General features: G+C 41.4%; 18 protein-coding genes. All 18 read left to right on the top strand.

The annotated features are described in order from the left end of the window. Window positions 1–135 precede the first annotated feature (135 nt). A complete protein-coding gene (rimP, locus tag QFZ72_RS17870; protein ID WP_307435850.1) occupies window positions 136–609 on the top strand; it encodes a ribosome maturation factor RimP in 474 nt (157 codons plus the stop codon). A gap of 36 nt (window positions 610–645) precedes the next feature. Beyond that, a complete protein-coding gene (gene nusA, locus QFZ72_RS17865) occupies window positions 646–1,779 on the top strand; it encodes a transcription termination factor NusA (RefSeq protein ID WP_307435848.1) in 1,134 nt (377 codons plus the stop codon). Between the two features lie 13 nt (window positions 1,780–1,792). Beyond that, window positions 1,793–2,068 carry an RNase P modulator RnpM gene (gene rnpM, locus QFZ72_RS17860; protein ID WP_307435844.1) on the top strand — a complete coding sequence of 92 codons (276 nt, stop codon included), beginning with the start codon at window positions 1,793–1,795 and terminating at the stop codon, window positions 2,066–2,068. A gap of 4 nt (window positions 2,069–2,072) precedes the next feature. Then, on the top strand, window positions 2,073–2,375 hold the full coding sequence (locus tag QFZ72_RS17855) for a YlxQ family RNA-binding protein (RefSeq protein WP_070877287.1): 303 nt from the start codon (window positions 2,073–2,075) through the stop codon (window positions 2,373–2,375). Window positions 2,376–2,394: 19 nt separating this feature from the next. Continuing rightward, window positions 2,395–4,584 (top strand): translation initiation factor IF-2, encoded by a 2,190-nt coding sequence (gene infB, locus QFZ72_RS17850; protein ID WP_307435841.1) that lies wholly within the window; start codon window positions 2,395–2,397, stop codon window positions 4,582–4,584. Further along, complete coding sequence (locus tag QFZ72_RS17845) at window positions 4,581–4,859, top strand: DUF503 domain-containing protein (protein WP_252205177.1); 279 nt, start codon at window positions 4,581–4,583, stop codon at window positions 4,857–4,859. Before infB ends, QFZ72_RS17845 begins: the two co-directional genes overlap by 4 nt. Before the next feature lie 15 nt (window positions 4,860–4,874). Continuing rightward, window positions 4,875–5,231, top strand: coding sequence for a 30S ribosome-binding factor RbfA (gene rbfA / locus QFZ72_RS17840; protein ID WP_070877290.1), 357 nt, complete (start codon window positions 4,875–4,877; stop codon window positions 5,229–5,231). 74 nt (window positions 5,232–5,305) lie between these two features. Continuing rightward, window positions 5,306–6,220 (top strand): tRNA pseudouridine(55) synthase TruB, encoded by a 915-nt coding sequence (truB, locus tag QFZ72_RS17835; protein ID WP_307435835.1) that lies wholly within the window; start codon window positions 5,306–5,308, stop codon window positions 6,218–6,220. Between the two features lie 40 nt (window positions 6,221–6,260). Beyond that, window positions 6,261–7,211, top strand: a complete 951-nt coding sequence (gene ribF / locus QFZ72_RS17830) for a bifunctional riboflavin kinase/FAD synthetase (protein WP_307435832.1) — start codon at window positions 6,261–6,263, stop codon at window positions 7,209–7,211. 124 nt (window positions 7,212–7,335) lie between these two features. Continuing rightward, window positions 7,336–7,605, top strand: a complete 270-nt coding sequence (rpsO, locus tag QFZ72_RS17825) for a 30S ribosomal protein S15 (RefSeq protein WP_070877293.1) — start codon at window positions 7,336–7,338, stop codon at window positions 7,603–7,605. A 271-nt stretch (window positions 7,606–7,876) separates the two neighbouring features. Then, window positions 7,877–9,994 (top strand): polyribonucleotide nucleotidyltransferase, encoded by a 2,118-nt coding sequence (gene pnp / locus QFZ72_RS17820; RefSeq protein WP_307435828.1) that lies wholly within the window; start codon window positions 7,877–7,879, stop codon window positions 9,992–9,994. A 126-nt stretch (window positions 9,995–10,120) separates the two neighbouring features. Further along, window positions 10,121–11,080 (top strand): polysaccharide deacetylase family protein, encoded by a 960-nt coding sequence (locus QFZ72_RS17815; RefSeq protein WP_307435825.1) that lies wholly within the window; start codon window positions 10,121–10,123, stop codon window positions 11,078–11,080. 53 nt (window positions 11,081–11,133) lie between these two features. Then, the gene (locus QFZ72_RS17810; protein WP_307435821.1) at window positions 11,134–12,375 is read left to right on the top strand and encodes a M16 family metallopeptidase; all 1,242 of its coding nucleotides are present in this window, start codon (window positions 11,134–11,136) and stop codon (window positions 12,373–12,375) included. Window positions 12,376–12,456: 81 nt separating this feature from the next. Continuing rightward, window positions 12,457–12,714 carry a YlmC/YmxH family sporulation protein gene (locus QFZ72_RS17805; protein ID WP_307435820.1) on the top strand — a complete coding sequence of 86 codons (258 nt, stop codon included), beginning with the start codon at window positions 12,457–12,459 and terminating at the stop codon, window positions 12,712–12,714. 245 nt (window positions 12,715–12,959) lie between these two features. After that, entirely contained in the window at window positions 12,960–13,862 is a 903-nt protein-coding gene (dpaA, locus tag QFZ72_RS17800) for a dipicolinic acid synthetase subunit A (RefSeq protein ID WP_307435817.1), read from the top strand. Next, entirely contained in the window at window positions 13,859–14,458 is a 600-nt protein-coding gene (gene dpaB, locus QFZ72_RS17795) for a dipicolinate synthase subunit B (RefSeq protein ID WP_307435816.1), read from the top strand. Before dpaA ends, dpaB begins: the two co-directional genes overlap by 4 nt. Window positions 14,459–14,596: 138 nt before the next feature. Continuing rightward, window positions 14,597–15,640, top strand: coding sequence for an aspartate-semialdehyde dehydrogenase (gene asd / locus QFZ72_RS17790; protein WP_307435814.1), 1,044 nt, complete (start codon window positions 14,597–14,599; stop codon window positions 15,638–15,640). A 70-nt stretch (window positions 15,641–15,710) separates the two neighbouring features. Further along, the gene (gene dapG / locus QFZ72_RS17785; protein WP_307435811.1) at window positions 15,711–16,925 is read left to right on the top strand and encodes an aspartate kinase; all 1,215 of its coding nucleotides are present in this window, start codon (window positions 15,711–15,713) and stop codon (window positions 16,923–16,925) included.

Here is a 16,925-nt window from a genome sequence, read left to right as displayed (position 1 = left end):
CGTATTGAGTAGAGATTTTATTGTCTCTTCATTTGGATCGCGTGTTGTGTACATACATTCCCTGCTCAATATGAAGCAGGGTTTTTCAGCAACTAATAGTGTCATATTTGCTTCTATTTCACAAGGAGGAACGGGATGAGCAAAAAAGTTACTGAAATCGTAGCAGAATTAGCTATGCCGATTTTAGATGAATTAACATTGGAATTAGTGGATATTGAATTCGTAAAAGAAGGAAAAGAATGGTTTTTGCGCGTATTCATAGATTCAAGTGATGGAATCGACATAGAGCATTGCGCGATTGTAAGCGAAAAACTGAGTGAAAAATTAGATGAAACAGATCCAATCGAACAAAATTATTTTCTTGAAGTATCATCGCCTGGTGCGGAGCGCCCGCTGAAGAAGGATTCTGACTTCACAAAATCAATCGGCAAAAATGTTTACATTAAAACATATGAGCCTTTTGAAGGATCGAAAGTATTTGAAGGAGAGCTTACTGCTTTTGATGGTGAGCATGTAATTGTGACAATTTTAATTAAAACACGCAAAAAACAAATTCAAATACCTTACGAAAAAATCGCCAGTGCAAGACTCGCTGTCACGTTCAACTAAATAAACTGTTAGATGGATAAGGGGGAAACGGTAAAGATGAGTAATGAACTTTTAGATGCCTTAACGATTCTTGAAAAAGAAAAGGGCATCAGTAAAGAAGTGATCATTGAAGCAATTGAAGCTGCATTGATCTCTGCTTATAAGCGTAATTTTAACCAGGCTCAGAATGTTCGCGTTGATTTAAACCGCGAAACAGGAACAATGAGAGTCTTTGCAAGAAAAGATGTAGTTGATGAAGTATATGATCCAAGGCTTGAAGTTTCAGTAGAAGAAGCTCAAAGCGTGAATCCAAGCTATCAGGTAAATGATGTTCTTGAGATGGAAGTAACGCCTAAAGACTTCGGACGCATTGCAGCACAGACTGCCAAACAAGTCGTAACACAGCGTGTGCGCGAGGCAGAACGCGGTGTGATTTACTCTGAATTTGTAGATCGCGAAGAAGATATCATGACTGGTATTGTCCAAAGAATTGACTCTAAATTTATTTATGTCAGCCTTGGGAAAATTGAGGCGCTGCTTCCTGTAAGCGAACAAATGCCAAACGAAAAATACAAGCCGCATGACCGCATTAAAGTATTTATTACAAAGGTCGAAAAAACAACAAAAGGACCTCAAATTTTCGTTTCACGCACTCATCCTGGTTTATTAAAACGATTATTTGAAATTGAGGTTCCTGAAATTTATGACGGGACGGTAGAAATTAAATCGGTAGCGCGCGAAGCTGGCGACCGATCAAAAATTTCTGTGCACTCGGACAATTCTGAAGTCGATCCGGTCGGTTCGTGTGTTGGTCCAAAAGGCCAGCGTGTGCAGGCTATCGTAAATGAGCTGAAAGGCGAAAAGATTGATATCGTAAAATGGTCAAACGATCCTGTTGAGTTTGTTGCCAATGCTCTAAGTCCTTCAAAAGTTCTTGATGTCAATGTGAACGAGGATGACAAAGCGACAACAGTGGTTGTGCCTGATTATCAATTATCGCTTGCTATCGGCAAAAGAGGCCAAAATGCACGGTTAGCGGCAAAATTGACAAACTGGAAGATTGATATTAAAAGCGAGACAGACGCTCTGCAAATGGGCATTTACCCTCGTGCAGGAGCTAATGTGCCGCTTGATGAAAGCGAAGACGATGAGCCGCTTTTTTCTTTCAATCAAGATGAATTAGACAAGTAAGAGGTGAGGCAATGTGAACAATCAAAGAAAAATTCCGCTGCGCAAATGTGTTGCGACTGGAGAAATGAAACCGAAAAAAGAACTTGTTCGTATTGTCCGTTCAAAAGAAGGAGAAGTTTCCGTTGATCCAACCGGCAAGAAAAACGGACGCGGAGCTTACCTCTCACTTGATAAAGACTGTATTTTACAAGCTAAGAAGAAGAATGTACTGGCTAATCACCTGCAAGTAAAGATTGAAGATGCCATCTACGAAGAATTGCTTCAGCTAGCTGAGAAGGAGAAACATTAATGGTATGGTAAAGCATCAATGGATGTCCTTATTGGGCTTAGCAAATCGGGCAAGAAAGATTGTTTCAGGTGAAGAACTTGTCATCAAAGAAGTTAGACAATCCCGTGCAAAACTAGTTCTGCTCTCTAAAGATGCATCAGAAAATACTGCTAAAAAGGTTCATGATAAATGCAGTTTTTACAACATTCCTGTTGTCTCGGTCCCGGATCGGTACCTGTTAGGTCAGGCGATTGGAAAGGATGCTCGAGTCGTTGTGGCATTAGTTGATGCAGGCTTTGCTGCAAAAATGAAAACCTTGCTCGATTAAATTTCTTGGGGGTGACCATATGACGAAAATGAGAGTTTACGAATATGCAAAAAAACAAAATATATCAAGCAAGGATGTTATAACAGCCTTGCAGAGTATGAATGTTGAAGTCAGCAACCATATGTCAACAATTGATGATCATGTAATCGTCAAACTGGACGGAAAATACAAGGCAGATAAGAAAGAAACAACTAAATCCATTTCTGTCAAACAAAGGGAAGATCACAAAACGCCTATGCAAAAACAAGAGAATACTAACAACACAAAACCGGCTAATCCAACTAAACCAGCAGCAAAAGGCGGCAGCAAGCCGTTTAATCAGCAGGGAAAATCAAACAATAACAGCAATAACCGCAATAACAATAACAAGAAAAATTTCGGGAATAAGAAAAACAACAGCAGCAACAATCAGCGCAGACCGCAAGGCGGAGCTCCTGTACAGCCTAAAAAAGAAATGCCAAGCAAAATTACATTTACAGGCAGCCTTACAGTAGGAGAATTAGCAGGCAAGCTTCATAAAGAGCCTTCTGAAATCATTAAAAAGTTATTCATGCTTGGCGTAATGGCAACAATCAATCAGGATCTTGATAAAGATTCAATCGAATTGATTGCCGGCGAGTATGGTGTGGAAGTTGAAGAAGTGATTGTTTTTGATGTAACAGAATTTGAAGGCTATGCAACAGAGGATCAAGAAGATCAGCTTCAAATCCGTCCTCCGGTTGTTACGATCATGGGGCACGTTGACCATGGTAAAACAACTCTGCTCGACTCGATTCGAAATACAAAAGTTACAGCAGGCGAAGCTGGCGGTATCACTCAGCATATCGGTGCGTATCAGGTTGTTGTAAACAACAAAAAAATTACCTTCCTTGATACTCCGGGACATGCTGCATTTACAACGATGCGTGCCCGCGGTGCTCAAGTAACAGATATTACAATCCTGGTTGTAGCAGCAGATGATGGAGTTATGCCTCAAACAGTGGAAGCTATCAGCCATGCAAAAGCGGCTGAAGTTCCAATCATTGTTGCTGTAAACAAAATGGATAAAGAATCAGCAAACCCTGACCGCGTGATGCAGGAGCTGACTGAATACGGTTTAGTATCTGAAGCATGGGGCGGGGACACGATTTTTGTTCCGCTTTCAGCTTTATCGGGTGATGGAATTGAAGAATTACTTGAAATGATCCTGCTTGTAAGTGAAGTAGAAGAATGGAAAGCAAATCCTAACCGGGCAGCGACAGGAACTGTTATTGAAGCGCAGCTTGATAAAGGCCGCGGTTCAGTAGCTACACTTCTTGTACAAAATGGAACACTTCGTGTTGGCGACTCAATCGTAGTAGGAAATACATTCGGACGAGTACGTGCAATGGTGAATGATCTTGGCCGCCGTGTGAAAGAAGTAGGTCCTTCTACTCCTGTTGAGATCACTGGCCTGAATGATGTGCCGCTTGCAGGAGATCAATTCATGGTCTTCACTGATGAGAAAAAAGCACGTCAGGTTGGAGAAGCGCGTGCAAGCAAGCAGATTGATGAACAGCGTAAAGAAGGCGCGAAACTAAGCCTTGATGACCTGTTTGAACAAATTAAACAGGGCGATATCAAAGATATCAACCTTATCGTAAAAGCGGATGTTCAAGGATCTGCTGAAGCTTTGGCTGCATCTCTTCAAAAAATTGATGTAGAAGGCGTTAAAGTAAAAATCATCCTGACAGGTGTTGGGGCAATTACAGAATCTGACATTATTTTAGCATCTGCTTCAAATGCAATTGTTATCGGATTTAACGTTCGCCCTGATGGGAATGCTAAGAGAACGGCTGATGCAGAAAAAGTAGACATTCGTCTGCACCGCATCATCTACAAAGTAATTGAAGAAATTGAAGCGGCAATGAAGGGAATGCTTGACCCTGAATTTGAAGAAAAAGTCATTGGTCAAGTTGAAGTCCGTCAAACAATTAAAGTATCTAAGATCGGTACAATTGCCGGTTCATATGTGACTGACGGCAAAATCACCCGCGACAGCAGCATCCGCGTAATTCGTGACGGAGTAGTCGTATTTGAAGGTGAAGTAGACGTTCTAAAACGTTTTAAAGATGATGTAAAAGAAGTTGCGCAAAACTATGAGTGCGGTATTACAATTAAAAACTTCAATGATATCAAAGAAGGAGATATCATCGAAGCATACGTCATGCAGGAAATTGAGCGCAAGTGATCGGATATGCAGAGTGTGAGTGCATCATTTATGATGCACAATCATTGAAGGACAAACGGGCTGTTTTACAGCGCATTTTGATGAGACTGAAGCAGAGGCACAATGTCTCTGTTTCAGAAATTGATTTTCAGGATACCTGGCAGAGAACCAAGATTGGCATCGTCGCCATCACATCAAATAAAGTTCAAACGGAAAAGGAATTGAACAAAGCGCTTGCTATGATTGATTCTTTTCCTGAAATTGAACGCACTGTAACCTCGTTTGATTGGCTTTAACAGTGAGGTGATAGCATGAGTTTACGAGCGAACAGAGTCGGCGAACAAATGAAAAAGGAATTAGGCGAAATTATCAGCCGGAAAATTAAAGATCCCCGCATCGGATTTGTTACGGTGACAGATGTAAGAGTTTCCGGAGATCTGCAAATTGCAAAAGTCTACATTTCCGTTCTTGGAGATGAAGAAAAGAGAGAAAACACTTTAAAAGGCCTTGCAAAAGCAAAAGGCTTTATCCGTTCTGAAATCGGACAGCGCATAAGGCTGAGAAAAACACCTGAAATCCTTTTTGAATTTGATGAATCCGTTGATTATGGAAATCGGATCGAAACACTGATCCACGAAATTAATCAAGAAAACAAGCAGGAAGATTAAAAGGAGAGGATAGACATCAGTCTATCCTTTTCGTTTATGTATTCTTTCATATGCAGAAGGGCGGAAAACGAGTAATGGAAGGTGTTTTGTTAATAAATAAGCCTGCCGGAATGACCTCACATGATTGTGTGGCAAAAATGAGAAGAATTGCTAAGACGAAAAAAGTCGGACATACCGGAACCCTCGATCCAGATGTCACAGGAGTACTTCCTGTCTGCCTGGGACGTGCAACTAAGATTGTTGAATATTTAACTGCAGCATCGAAAACATATGAAGCTGAAGTTACTTTGGGCTTCTCGACAACCACAGAGGATGCCTCGGGCGAAGTTGTTGAAAAGAAAAAAGTGGATACTATTATCACTAAGAAAGATGCAGAAGAAGCACTGCAAGCTCTGACAGGTGAGATCGATCAGGTTCCTCCAATGTATTCGGCAGTGAAAATAGGCGGTAAAAAACTGTATGAATACGCCAGAGCAGGACAGACAATTGAGAGGCCAAAAAGAAAAATCACGATTCATGAGATGACAATCTTATCTGACATAGAAACTATAGGAGACACGGTTTCTTTTCGTTTTAAAGTTCAATGTTCCAAAGGTACATATGTAAGAACCCTTGCTGTGATGATCGGCGAACAATTGGGATATCCTGCTCATATGTCACATTTGATTAGAACAGCATCAGGCCCGTTTTTAATTGATCAATGCCACACCTTTGAAGAAATCGAAAATATGGCAGATGAAAGCAGACTGCAGGATATTCTCATCCCGATCAGCACAGCTTTAAATCATTTGCCCAAATTGTCCATAAATGATACATTAGCAAAGAAAGTGAAAAATGGTGCTGTGCTTGAGGTTCCAGCTGGTTTTGAACATGATGCGGCTGAAGATTCGATTGCCGTATATAACGAACAGGGAACTTGCCTCGCGATTTATAAGCAGCATCCTGAAAAACCTCACTTCCTTAAACCTTCCAAAGTCCTTGTCATCTGACCTGGAGGAAGAAAGCTGATACAGAAAAGGTGAAACACGAGTGAAAACGATCAAACTAACGCATCCGCACTCTTTAAAAGATATAGAATTGCCCCGGCTGGCAATGGCGCTTGGCTATTTTGACGGCGTTCATCGTGGGCATCAGGAAGTGATATTGACAGCTAAAAAAACAGCAGAAGAAAAAGGATTAAAAAGTGCAGTTATGACGTTTGATCCTCATCCTTCGGTGGTTTTAAGAAAAAATATTCAGCATGTCGAGGCAATTACAACACTGCAGGATAAAATTGATTTAATTAAAAAGCTTGAAATCGACTATCTTTTTATCGTTCAATTTTCCGAGGAGTTTGCAGCACTGCTGCCCCAGGAATTCGTTGACCAATACATTATCAGGCTGAATGTAAAGCACGTAATAGCAGGCTTTGATTATTCCTATGGCAGGCTTGGAAAAGGTACGATGGAAACCTTGCCTTTTCATTCAAGAAGCGCTTTTGATCAAACGACAATCAGCAAGCAGACAGATCATGACCGGAAAATCAGTTCAACTCTGATCAGGGAGGTGCTGAGAAGCGGGGATGTTGAGTATGCTTCCCGCCTTCTTAACAGGCCGCACAGAGTAAATGGAACAGTGATACATGGAGATAAGCGCGGCAGAACGATTGGCTTTCCAACGGCAAATATAGAGCTTGACGGGGCATACATAATCCCTCCGACAGGGGTGTACGCGGTCAGATTTCAACTAGACGATGAGATTTATAACGGAGTATGCAACATTGGCTACAAACCAACATTTTACGATGAAAAAAAAGTAAAACCAAGCATAGAAGTCCATATTTTTGAGTTTAATAAATCTATATATGGAAAGAATGTTTCTATATTCTGGTATAAACGGATAAGAAGCGAGCAAAAATTCAGTTCGATTGACGAACTGATCGAGCAAATTGGAAAAGATAAAGCTTCCGCTGAGCAATTTTTTCAGGATCTGCAAGATTAACACTTGCCTTCTGCCCGGAAAAATAGTATTCTAATAAATGTAACTTTTATAACCATTGCTTGGCAGAACGATTCACCAACGTTTGCTCGGTAATTGGGGTTTTTAAATGAAGGAGGTGAATAGGATGGCAATCACTCAAGAACGTAAGAATGAAATTATCACTGAGTACAGAACGCATGATACGGACACTGGTTCTCCAGAAGTTCAAATCGCTATCCTAACTGAGGATATTAACAATCTTAATGGACATTTACGTGTTCATAAGAAAGACCACCATTCACGTCGCGGTCTTTTGAAAATGGTAGGTAAACGCCGTAATCTTTTGACGTACCTGCGCAATAATGACGTAACTCGTTATCGTGACCTAATCAACAAGCTTGGTTTACGCCGATAATCTTTGAAAAGCGGGAGAATTCCCGCTTTTTTAGTGTATTAAAATAAGAAAAGCAAAAGTGCCTTGGACAGACCGTTCTTACCTGAGAATTTAGGCGCTGCAGCCAGACACGGATGCGGATGAAATTTAACTATTCTTATCCTTTAAAAAATAAGATTTACACGCGATCTATTTACATACCGGAATAACATTGATATGTTGAATTTAAATGGTTCATAATAATACATAAATGTATGTTGTGACTTATATGACGAGAGGAGTTCATTCTTATATGGGACAAGAAAAACAAGTGTTCTCCATTGATTGGGCTGGAAGAGAATTGACCGTTGAAGTTGGCCAGCTGGCAAAACAGGCAAACGGCGCTGCACTGATCCGCTATGGAGAAACAGCTGTATTAAGTACAGCAACAGCATCAAAAGAACCGAAAACAGTTGATTTTTTCCCGTTAACTGTCAATTATGAAGAGCGCCTTTATGCAGTAGGTAAAATTCCTGGTGGCTTTATTAAACGCGAAGGCCGCCCAAGTGAAAAAGCAATCCTTGCAAGCCGTCTGATTGACCGTCCATTGCGTCCATTGTTTGCTGATGGTTTCCGAAATGAAGTGCAGGTTGTCAGCATTGTGATGAGTGTCGATCAGAACTGTTCATCTGAAATGGCGGCAATGTTCGGTTCATCCCTTGCTTTAACTGTATCTGACATTCCGTTTGAAGGTCCGATTGCAGGTGTGGTTGTCGGCCGTGCTGAAGATCAATTTATCATCAATCCGACAGTTGAACAAATGGATAAAAGTGATATCAATTTAATTGTTGCAGGCACAAAAGATGCTATTAACATGGTAGAAGCAGGAGCAAATGAAGTTCCTGAAGAAACAATGCTTGAAGCGATCATGTTCGGTCATAATGAAATCAAACGTCTGATTGCATTTCAAGAAGAGATTGCAGCTCAAGTCGGGAAAGCAAAATCAGAAGTGAAACTATATGTTCTTGATGCTGATCTTGAGACAAGCATTCGTGAAATGGCTGAAAAAGACTTGCTGTCAGCGATTCAAGTGCAGGAAAAACATGCACGCGAAGAAGCGATAAATGAAGTGAAGAAAACAGTAGTGGCCCATTTTGAAGAGCAGGAAGCAGATGCTGACACTCTTAAACAAGTGAAAGAAATCCTCTCTAAATTAGTCAAACAAGAAGTACGCCGTCTGATCACTGAAGATAAGATCCGCCCGGATGGCCGTAAAATTGATGAGATCCGTCCTCTTTCTTCAGAAGTCGGCTTGTTATCCCGCACACATGGTTCAGGTCTGTTCACACGCGGGCAAACTCAGGCTCTCAGCATTTGTACGCTTGGAGCACTTGGAGATGTCCAGATTCTTGATGGTCTTGGCATTGAAGAAACAAAACGCTTTATGCATCATTACAATTTCCCGCTGTTCAGCGTAGGGGAAACTGGATTTATGCGCGGACCTGGACGCCGTGAAATCGGCCATGGAGCGCTCGGCGAAAGAGCCCTTGAGCCCGTTATTCCTTCAGAAAAGGATTTCCCGTACACAGTCCGTCTTGTATCAGAAGTTCTTGAATCAAACGGTTCAACATCACAAGCAAGTATTTGCGCAAGCACACTTGCCATGATGGATGCCGGTGTTCCGCTTAAAGCTCCTGTAGCAGGAATTGCAATGGGACTTGTGAAGTCAGGAGAACATTACTCAGTGCTGACTGATATTCAGGGAATGGAAGATCACCTTGGTGATATGGACTTTAAAGTTGCAGGTACAGCTAAAGGCGTTACTGCCCTTCAAATGGATATTAAAATTGAGGGATTATCCCGTGAAATTTTAGAAGAAGCTCTTCTGCAGGCTAAAAAAGGACGCATGGAAATCCTTGATTCAATGCTTGCAACAATTAAAGAGCCTCGTACAGAGCTTTCTCAGTATGCTCCTAAAATCTTAATGATGGCGATTAATCCTGATAAAATCCGTGATGTTATTGGGCCAAGCGGTAAACAAATCAATAAAATCATCGAAGAAACTGGCGTTAAAATTGACATTGAACAAGACGGAACGGTCTTTATTGCATCGACGAATGAGGAAATGAATCAAAAAGCGAAGCAAATTATTGAAGACATTGTCCGCGAAGTTGTTGTTGGACAAATGTATTTAGGAAAAGTGAAGCGCGTTGAAAAGTTCGGTGCTTTCGTTGAAATATTCAATGGCAAAGACGGTTTAGTACACATTTCTGAACTCGCAGAAGAGCGCGTTGGAAAAGTTGAGGATGTTGTTAAAATCGGTGATGAGTTGCTTGTGAAGGTAACTGAAATTGATAAACAAGGTCGCGTCAATCTTTCTAGAAAAGCAGTTCTTCGTGACGAGAAAGAAAAAGAAAAGCAAAATTCTTAAAGTGTAGAAGCCAGAGAAGCTAGGTCTGGCTTCTTTTTGCTTTTTTCTCCTCTCTTTGCACCTATTGCACATGTTCTACCTTGTCCCCTTCGTACATATTTTCTAGTAAAAAGGGGGAAGACAAACATGAAGAGGTTCCACTATTTAAGCATCGCGCTCATATTGATCATAACTGCTGCTGTCATTTTGAATCCATATACATCAGCCTATTTGTCTACAATGAAAGTTGCAGAAGTTTCAGCTGTAAAGCAGCCTGATGAACTCTACCAGACAATCGCTGCAAAGGTGAAGGATTATGAAAAACCGGCACAGGATGCTCAAATACATACGGTCTGGAAAGCGACTCCTGGCTACAACGGCATAACCATTGATATTGATGAGTCGTATAAAAAGATGAAGAAAATAGGGAAATTTGATGAAAAGCAGCTTGTCTTTAAGCAGATAAAGCCAAAAGTGCACTTATCTGACCTGCCTTCAGCCCCGATTTACAGAGGGCACCCTGATAAAACGATGGTTTCCTTTCTCATTAATGTTGCCTGGGGCAATGAATATCTTCCATCTATGCTTGACGTGCTTGATAAGCATGGAGTAAAAGCTACCTTTTTCTTAGAAGGAAGATGGGCAAAAGAAAATCCTGTACTTGTTAAAACAATAAAAGAGGCCGGTCATGAAATTGGGAATCATTCTTATTCCCATCCTGATATGGCAAGGATCACAACAGATCAAATCCGTAAACAGATTGGTTCAACAAATGACGTCATCAAAGAGATTACAGGTGCCGCTCCAGTCTGGTTCGCTCCTCCAAGCGGAAGCTTCAGGCAGGACGTGATTACCGTAGCAGATGAATTTAAGATGGAAACAGTGCTCTGGTCTGTTGATACAATTGACTGGCAAAAGCCTGAGCCCGGCGTTTTAGTTGAACGTGTTCTTAAAAAGGTTCATAATGGTGCTATGGTTCTCATGCATCCTACTGATTCCACGTCGAGAAGTTTAGAAACATTGATTCAGTCAATTAAACAGAAGGGATATTCTTTCGGTTCTGTATCAATGCTCTTGGATGAAGAACGGCTGCCGGCATCAAACTAACATATTTCACATATTCATCAGATCCTTGGAGCTTACAGATAGGAGGAACAAGATTGATTAAAAAGTATACATGCCAAAATGGTGTAAGAATAGTGCTCGAAAATATCCCTCATGTTAGATCGGTTGCAATTGGGGTATGGATTGGAACGGGCTCAAGAAATGAAAATGAAAAAAACAATGGGATTTCGCACTTTTTAGAGCATATGTTTTTCAAAGGAACTAAAACAAGATCAGCACGTGAAATAGCTGAATCTTTTGACAGCATCGGCGGGCAAGTAAACGCTTTTACTTCAAAAGAATATACTTGCTATTATGCGAAAGTGCTTGATGAACATTCAGATTATGCGCTCGAAGTCCTTGCAGATATGTTCTTCAACTCAACGTTTGATGATATTGAACTGAAAAAAGAAAAAAACGTTGTATATGAAGAAATTAAAATGTATGAAGATACTCCTGACGATATCGTACATGATTTACTCAGCAAAGCTACATACGGTGATCATCCGCTTGGGTATCCGATTTTAGGAACGGAAGAAACGCTTGCAAAATTCGAAAGCGACACATTGCGAGAGTATATGGATCAATATTATACTCCAGAGAATGTTGTGATTTCAGTAGCAGGCAATATTTCAGAGAGCTTTATTTCAGAAGTTGAAAAACAATTCGGTTCGTTTGAGACGTCTCAAAAGGGAACTGAAATAGGTGCACCGGCATTCATGGATCAGAAGCTTGCGCGCAAAAAAGATACTGAGCAGGCTCACCTTTGCATCGGTTTTGACGGACTTCAAGTTGGACATGAAAAAATCTATGATTTAATCGTACTAAACAACGTTCTTGGCGGCAGCATGAGCTCAAGACTGTTCCAGGATGTCCGCGAGCAAAAAGGACTTGCCTATTCAGTCTTTTCTTATCACTCCTCATATCAGGATAATGGCATGCTGACGATTTACGGAGGCACAGGCCGTGCACAGCTTGATGTTCTGTTTGAAACGATCCAGGAAACTCTTGCTACATTGAAAAAAGAAGGCATAACAGCCAAAGAGCTCACAAACAGCATAGAACAAATGAAAGGCAATTTGATGCTCAGCTTAGAAAGCACGAACAGCCGCATGAGCCGAAACGGTAAGAATGAACTCCTTCTTGGGCGCCATCGCAGCCTGGACGAAATGATCGAAATGATAAATGAAGTAACGGCAGATAATGTCAATGCCCTTGCAAAACAATTATTTACAGATGATTACTCCATTGCTCTGATCAGCCCGGACGGAAAGCTTCCTTCTGCCTTAAAACAATAATCAGTCAAGACCTGCAGGAATCTTCCTGCAGGTCTTTTTTGTGTCCAAATGGATATATATGATAAAAAGGATGGTGATTTCATGAGGCTGAGCGAGCTGAGCGGGAAAGAAATTGTAGATGTGAAAAGAGCAGAGAGATTAGGAATTTTAGGACAGACGGACCTGGAAATTAATGAGCAGACCGGTCAAATAACTGCACTTGTCATTCCATCAGTAAAATGGTTTGGATTCAGAAAACAGGGAAATGAAATCAGAGTGCCCTGGCTTCACATTAAAAAGATCGGCACCGATATGATCATTTTAGACATAGAAGATAATCAAATAAAACTTTTAGAGTAAAAGCGATTGGATGCCAATCGCTTTTTTTGATGGGATCAGCTTCAAAGTGCCAGCGAAAAAAATGATTTATTTTTTCTGGGCTGGAGTATAAGCCGCTGATTTCAATTCAATTTCAGGTCTCACAATTATATGCCTTAAAGTCTATCACCACGCCTGCTGATTTTACATAAGATGTTTAAGTAAGTTCACTCAGGATTCAATCAATATGAATATATACATCGCGAAAAAGTAGGTGAAAGGGCCGTATGTTAACAGGACTTAATATAGCAGTCATTGGAGGAGATGCCCGGCAGCTGGAGATCATCCGGAAATTGACGGAACTAGATGCAAAGCTTTTTTTAGTAGGCTTTGACCAGCTTGATCATGGATTTACCGGAGCCGCGAAATTAAAGCTTGCCGAAGTGCATTTTGAAGAAATAGATGTGATTATTTTGCCTGTTCCCGGAACGAATTTAGAGGGGCACGTCGATACAATCTTCTCCAATGAAGAAGTAGTGTTAACGGAGGAGATCATCCAAAGAACACCTCCTCATTGCATCATTTATTCTGGAATCAGCAATCCATACTTAGACGGAATAATTGATGGATCGAACCGAGAACTTGTTCAGCTTTTTGAAAGAGATGATGTAGCGATCTACAATTCCATTCCGACCGTAGAAGGAACAATTATGATGGCTATTCAGCACACTGATTTTACGATTCACGGTTCAAGAATTGCTGTACTTGGACTTGGACGTGTAGGAATGAGCGTTGCCCGTACATTCTCGGCACTTGGAGCAAAAGTCAAGGTCGGAGCAAGAAAGTCTTCGCATATCGCAAGAATTATTGAAATGGGGCTTGAGTCCTTTCAGCTTGAGGATCTAGAAAAACAAGTTTCGCAAATAGATATCTGCATTAATACGATTCCTTATCACATCGTGACGGCAAAAGTGATTTCTAAAATGCCTGCCCACACACTGATTATTGACCTTGCATCAAAGCCGGGGGGAACGGATTTTAAATATGCTGAAAAAAGGGGCATAAAAGCATTGCTTGCACCGGGTCTTCCGGGAATAGTCGCACCGAAAACGGCCGGTCAGATTGTGGCGAACGTATTGGCGGCGCTGCTTACAGAGGAATTCTCCAAAAGGAAGGGGTCATCATCATGAAGGTTAAAGGCAAAAGAATCGGATTTGGATTGACAGGGTCTCACTGCACATATGATGCAGTTTATCCGCAGATTAAACGATTGATTGACGAAGGAGCAGATGTGATGCCTGTCGTCACAAATACGGTTAAAGTCACAAATACAAGATTTGGCGAAGGTGAAGAGTGGATAAAAAAGATTGAAGAGCTGACAGGTCATAAAGTCATTGATTCCATTGTAGGAGCAGAACCGCTTGGGCCGAAAATTCCGCTTGACTGCATGGTTGTTGCTCCGATGACAGGAAATTCAATGAGCAAACTTGCAAATGCAATGACAGAATCTCCGGTGCTGATGGCTGCGAAGGCTACTTTAAGAAACCAGAAGCCGGTGGTACTTGGCATTTCTACGAATGACGGGCTTGGTTTAAATGGGGCGAATCTGATGAAGCTCATGGCTGCAAAGAATATTTATTTTATTCCATTTGGCCAGGATGCTCCATTTAAAAAGCCAAATTCTTTAGTGGCCAAAATGGACTTATTATTGGAAACAGTGGAAGCAGCATTAGAGCATTCGCAGTTTCAGCCGGTAATCATTGAAAAATTTCGTGATGACGAATAGCCTCCTTATTGGTAGAATAGAAGGCAAGAAAAATCATGGTTGAATAATGAATACACCTAGTCTATGATAAACTAATACGCAATATGATATGAAGTTAATCCGATAGTATACGGATAATCGCGGAAGGAGTTTTGATGTATGAATACAAATGGTTATCATGTTGCTGTCCTGGGCGCAACAGGCGCGGTCGGACAGCAAATGCTGCAGACTTTGGAAGAGCGGGACTTTCCTATTTCTAAATTGACTTTATTGTCTTCTGCAAGATCAGCCGGCAAAAAAGTGATGTTTAAAGGAGAGGAATATGAAGTTCAGGCTGCAAGCCCTGACAGCTTTAAAGGGGTACAGATTGCACTTTTCAGCGCAGGCGGCAGTGTTTCTAAAGAATTTGCTCCTGAAGCTGTCAAGCACGGGGCAATTGTTGTTGATAATACAAGTGCCTTCCGCATGGATGAGCATGTTCCGCTTGTAGTTCCGGAGGTAAACGAGGAAGATTTAACCAAACATAACGGCATTATTGCCAATCCAAACTGCTCTACCATACAAATGGTTGTCGCCCTTGAACCTTTGCGTCAGGCTCATGGCTTAAACAAAGTAATCGTTTCGACATACCAGGCAGTATCAGGATCTGGCGCCGCTGCAATTGAAGAACTGAAAACTCAGTCGGAAGCAATTTTGAAAGGCGAAGAGTTTACTCCAGAAATTCTGCCTGTAAAAGGGGACAAAAAGCATTTTCAGATCGCTTTTAATGCGATTCCTCAAATTGACAAATTTGAAGAAAATGGCTTCACTTTCGAAGAAATGAAAATGATGAATGAAACGAAAAAAATCATGCACATGTCAAACCTTGAAATAGCAGCTACATGCGTGCGAATTCCGATTGAGACTGGTCATTCTGAATCTGTTTACATTGAACTTGATTCGGATTCTGTCAGCGTGAGAGAGATTCATGAATTATTAAAAGGTGCACCGGGAGTTACTCTTCAGGATGATCCGCTTACCCAAACATATCCAATGCCTGCAGATTGTGTAGGGAAAAATGATGTCTTTGTCGGACGCATCCGCAAAGATCCTGATCGTGCAAATGGCTTCCATTTATGGATCGTGTCTGATAATCTTTTAAAAGGCGCAGCATGGAATTCCGTTCAAATTGCAGAAAGCCTTGTGAAATTGAAATTAGTATAAGCAGGATCGAAGAGAGCGAGGGTACATTTTACCTGCTCTCTTCTCTTACGTATAGAGTCGGGGTGTAAGGATGAAAATAATCGTTCAAAAGTTCGGCGGAACATCTGTTAAGGATGATCACGGCCGGAAGATGGCATTAAAACATATAAGAGATGCATTAAAAGAGCAGTATAAAGTGGTAGTAGTCGTCTCAGCAATGGGCAGAAACGGAGACCCGTACGCGACAGATTCCTTTTTAAATCTTCTATACGGCGGAACAGCTTCGATTTCAAAGCGGGAACAGGATATGCTGTTATCCTGCGGAGAAACCATCTCTTCCGTAGTTTTCACAAGCATGCTGAAGTCAGAAGGAATTGAAGCATCTTCACTGAGCGGAGCGCAGGCAGGGTTTTTAACAAATGAAGATTATACAAATGCAAAAATCCTTGATATGAGGTGCGAACGTCTCAGAAGAGAGCTTGATCACAATGACGTGGTTGTTGTAGCAGGCTTCCAGGGAGCAACAAAGAGCGGAGATATAACAACCATCGGCAGGGGGGGAAGCGATACGTCGGCAGCAGCGCTGGGAGCGGCCCTTGAAGCAGAATTTATTGATATTTTCACAGATGTAGAAGGTGTCATGACCGCAGATCCAAGAATTGTTGAAAAAGCAAAGCCTCTTACAACTGTAACGTATACTGAGATTTGCAACTTGGCTTATCAGGGTGCAAAAGTTATTCACCCGAGAGCTGTTGAAATTGCGATGCAGGCAAAAGTTCCAATCAGAATCCGCTCAACCTATTCCGAAGGTCTTGGTACACTTGTTACATCCCATCATTCGGAAAATTTGGGCAGTGATATAAATGATAGGCTGATCACCGGCATCGCCAATGTGTCGAATGTCACACAGATCCATGTATCTGCCAAAGAAGGTCAATACGAGGTGCAGACTGAGGTATTTAAATCAATGGCGCGTGCAGGAATCAGCGTGGATTTCTTCAATATTACGCCAAGTTCAGTTATTTATACAGTTGCTGAAGAAGTAACGGACTATGCTATTGAAATTTTAAGAGGCATGGATTATGAACCATCCGTCAAAAGACATTGTGCAAAAGTTTCTACAGTTGGAGCGGGAATAGCCGGAGTGCCCGGTGTAACTGCAAAAATTGTTACGGCATTGTCTGAACAGGGAATACAAATTCTTCAATCTGCAGATAGTCATACGACAATTTGGGTATTGGTAAAAGAAGAGGATATGATCAATGCAGTAAACGCTCTGCATGATGCGTTTGATCTCTCGAACTAG

Origin of the sequence: Bacillus sp. V2I10, assembly GCF_030817055.1 — a bacterium.
GTDB lineage: Bacteria > Bacillota > Bacilli > Bacillales > Bacillaceae > Bacillus_P.
Note: the sequence above shows the minus strand (reverse complement) of the source record. Positions and strands in the feature narration are given on the sequence as shown.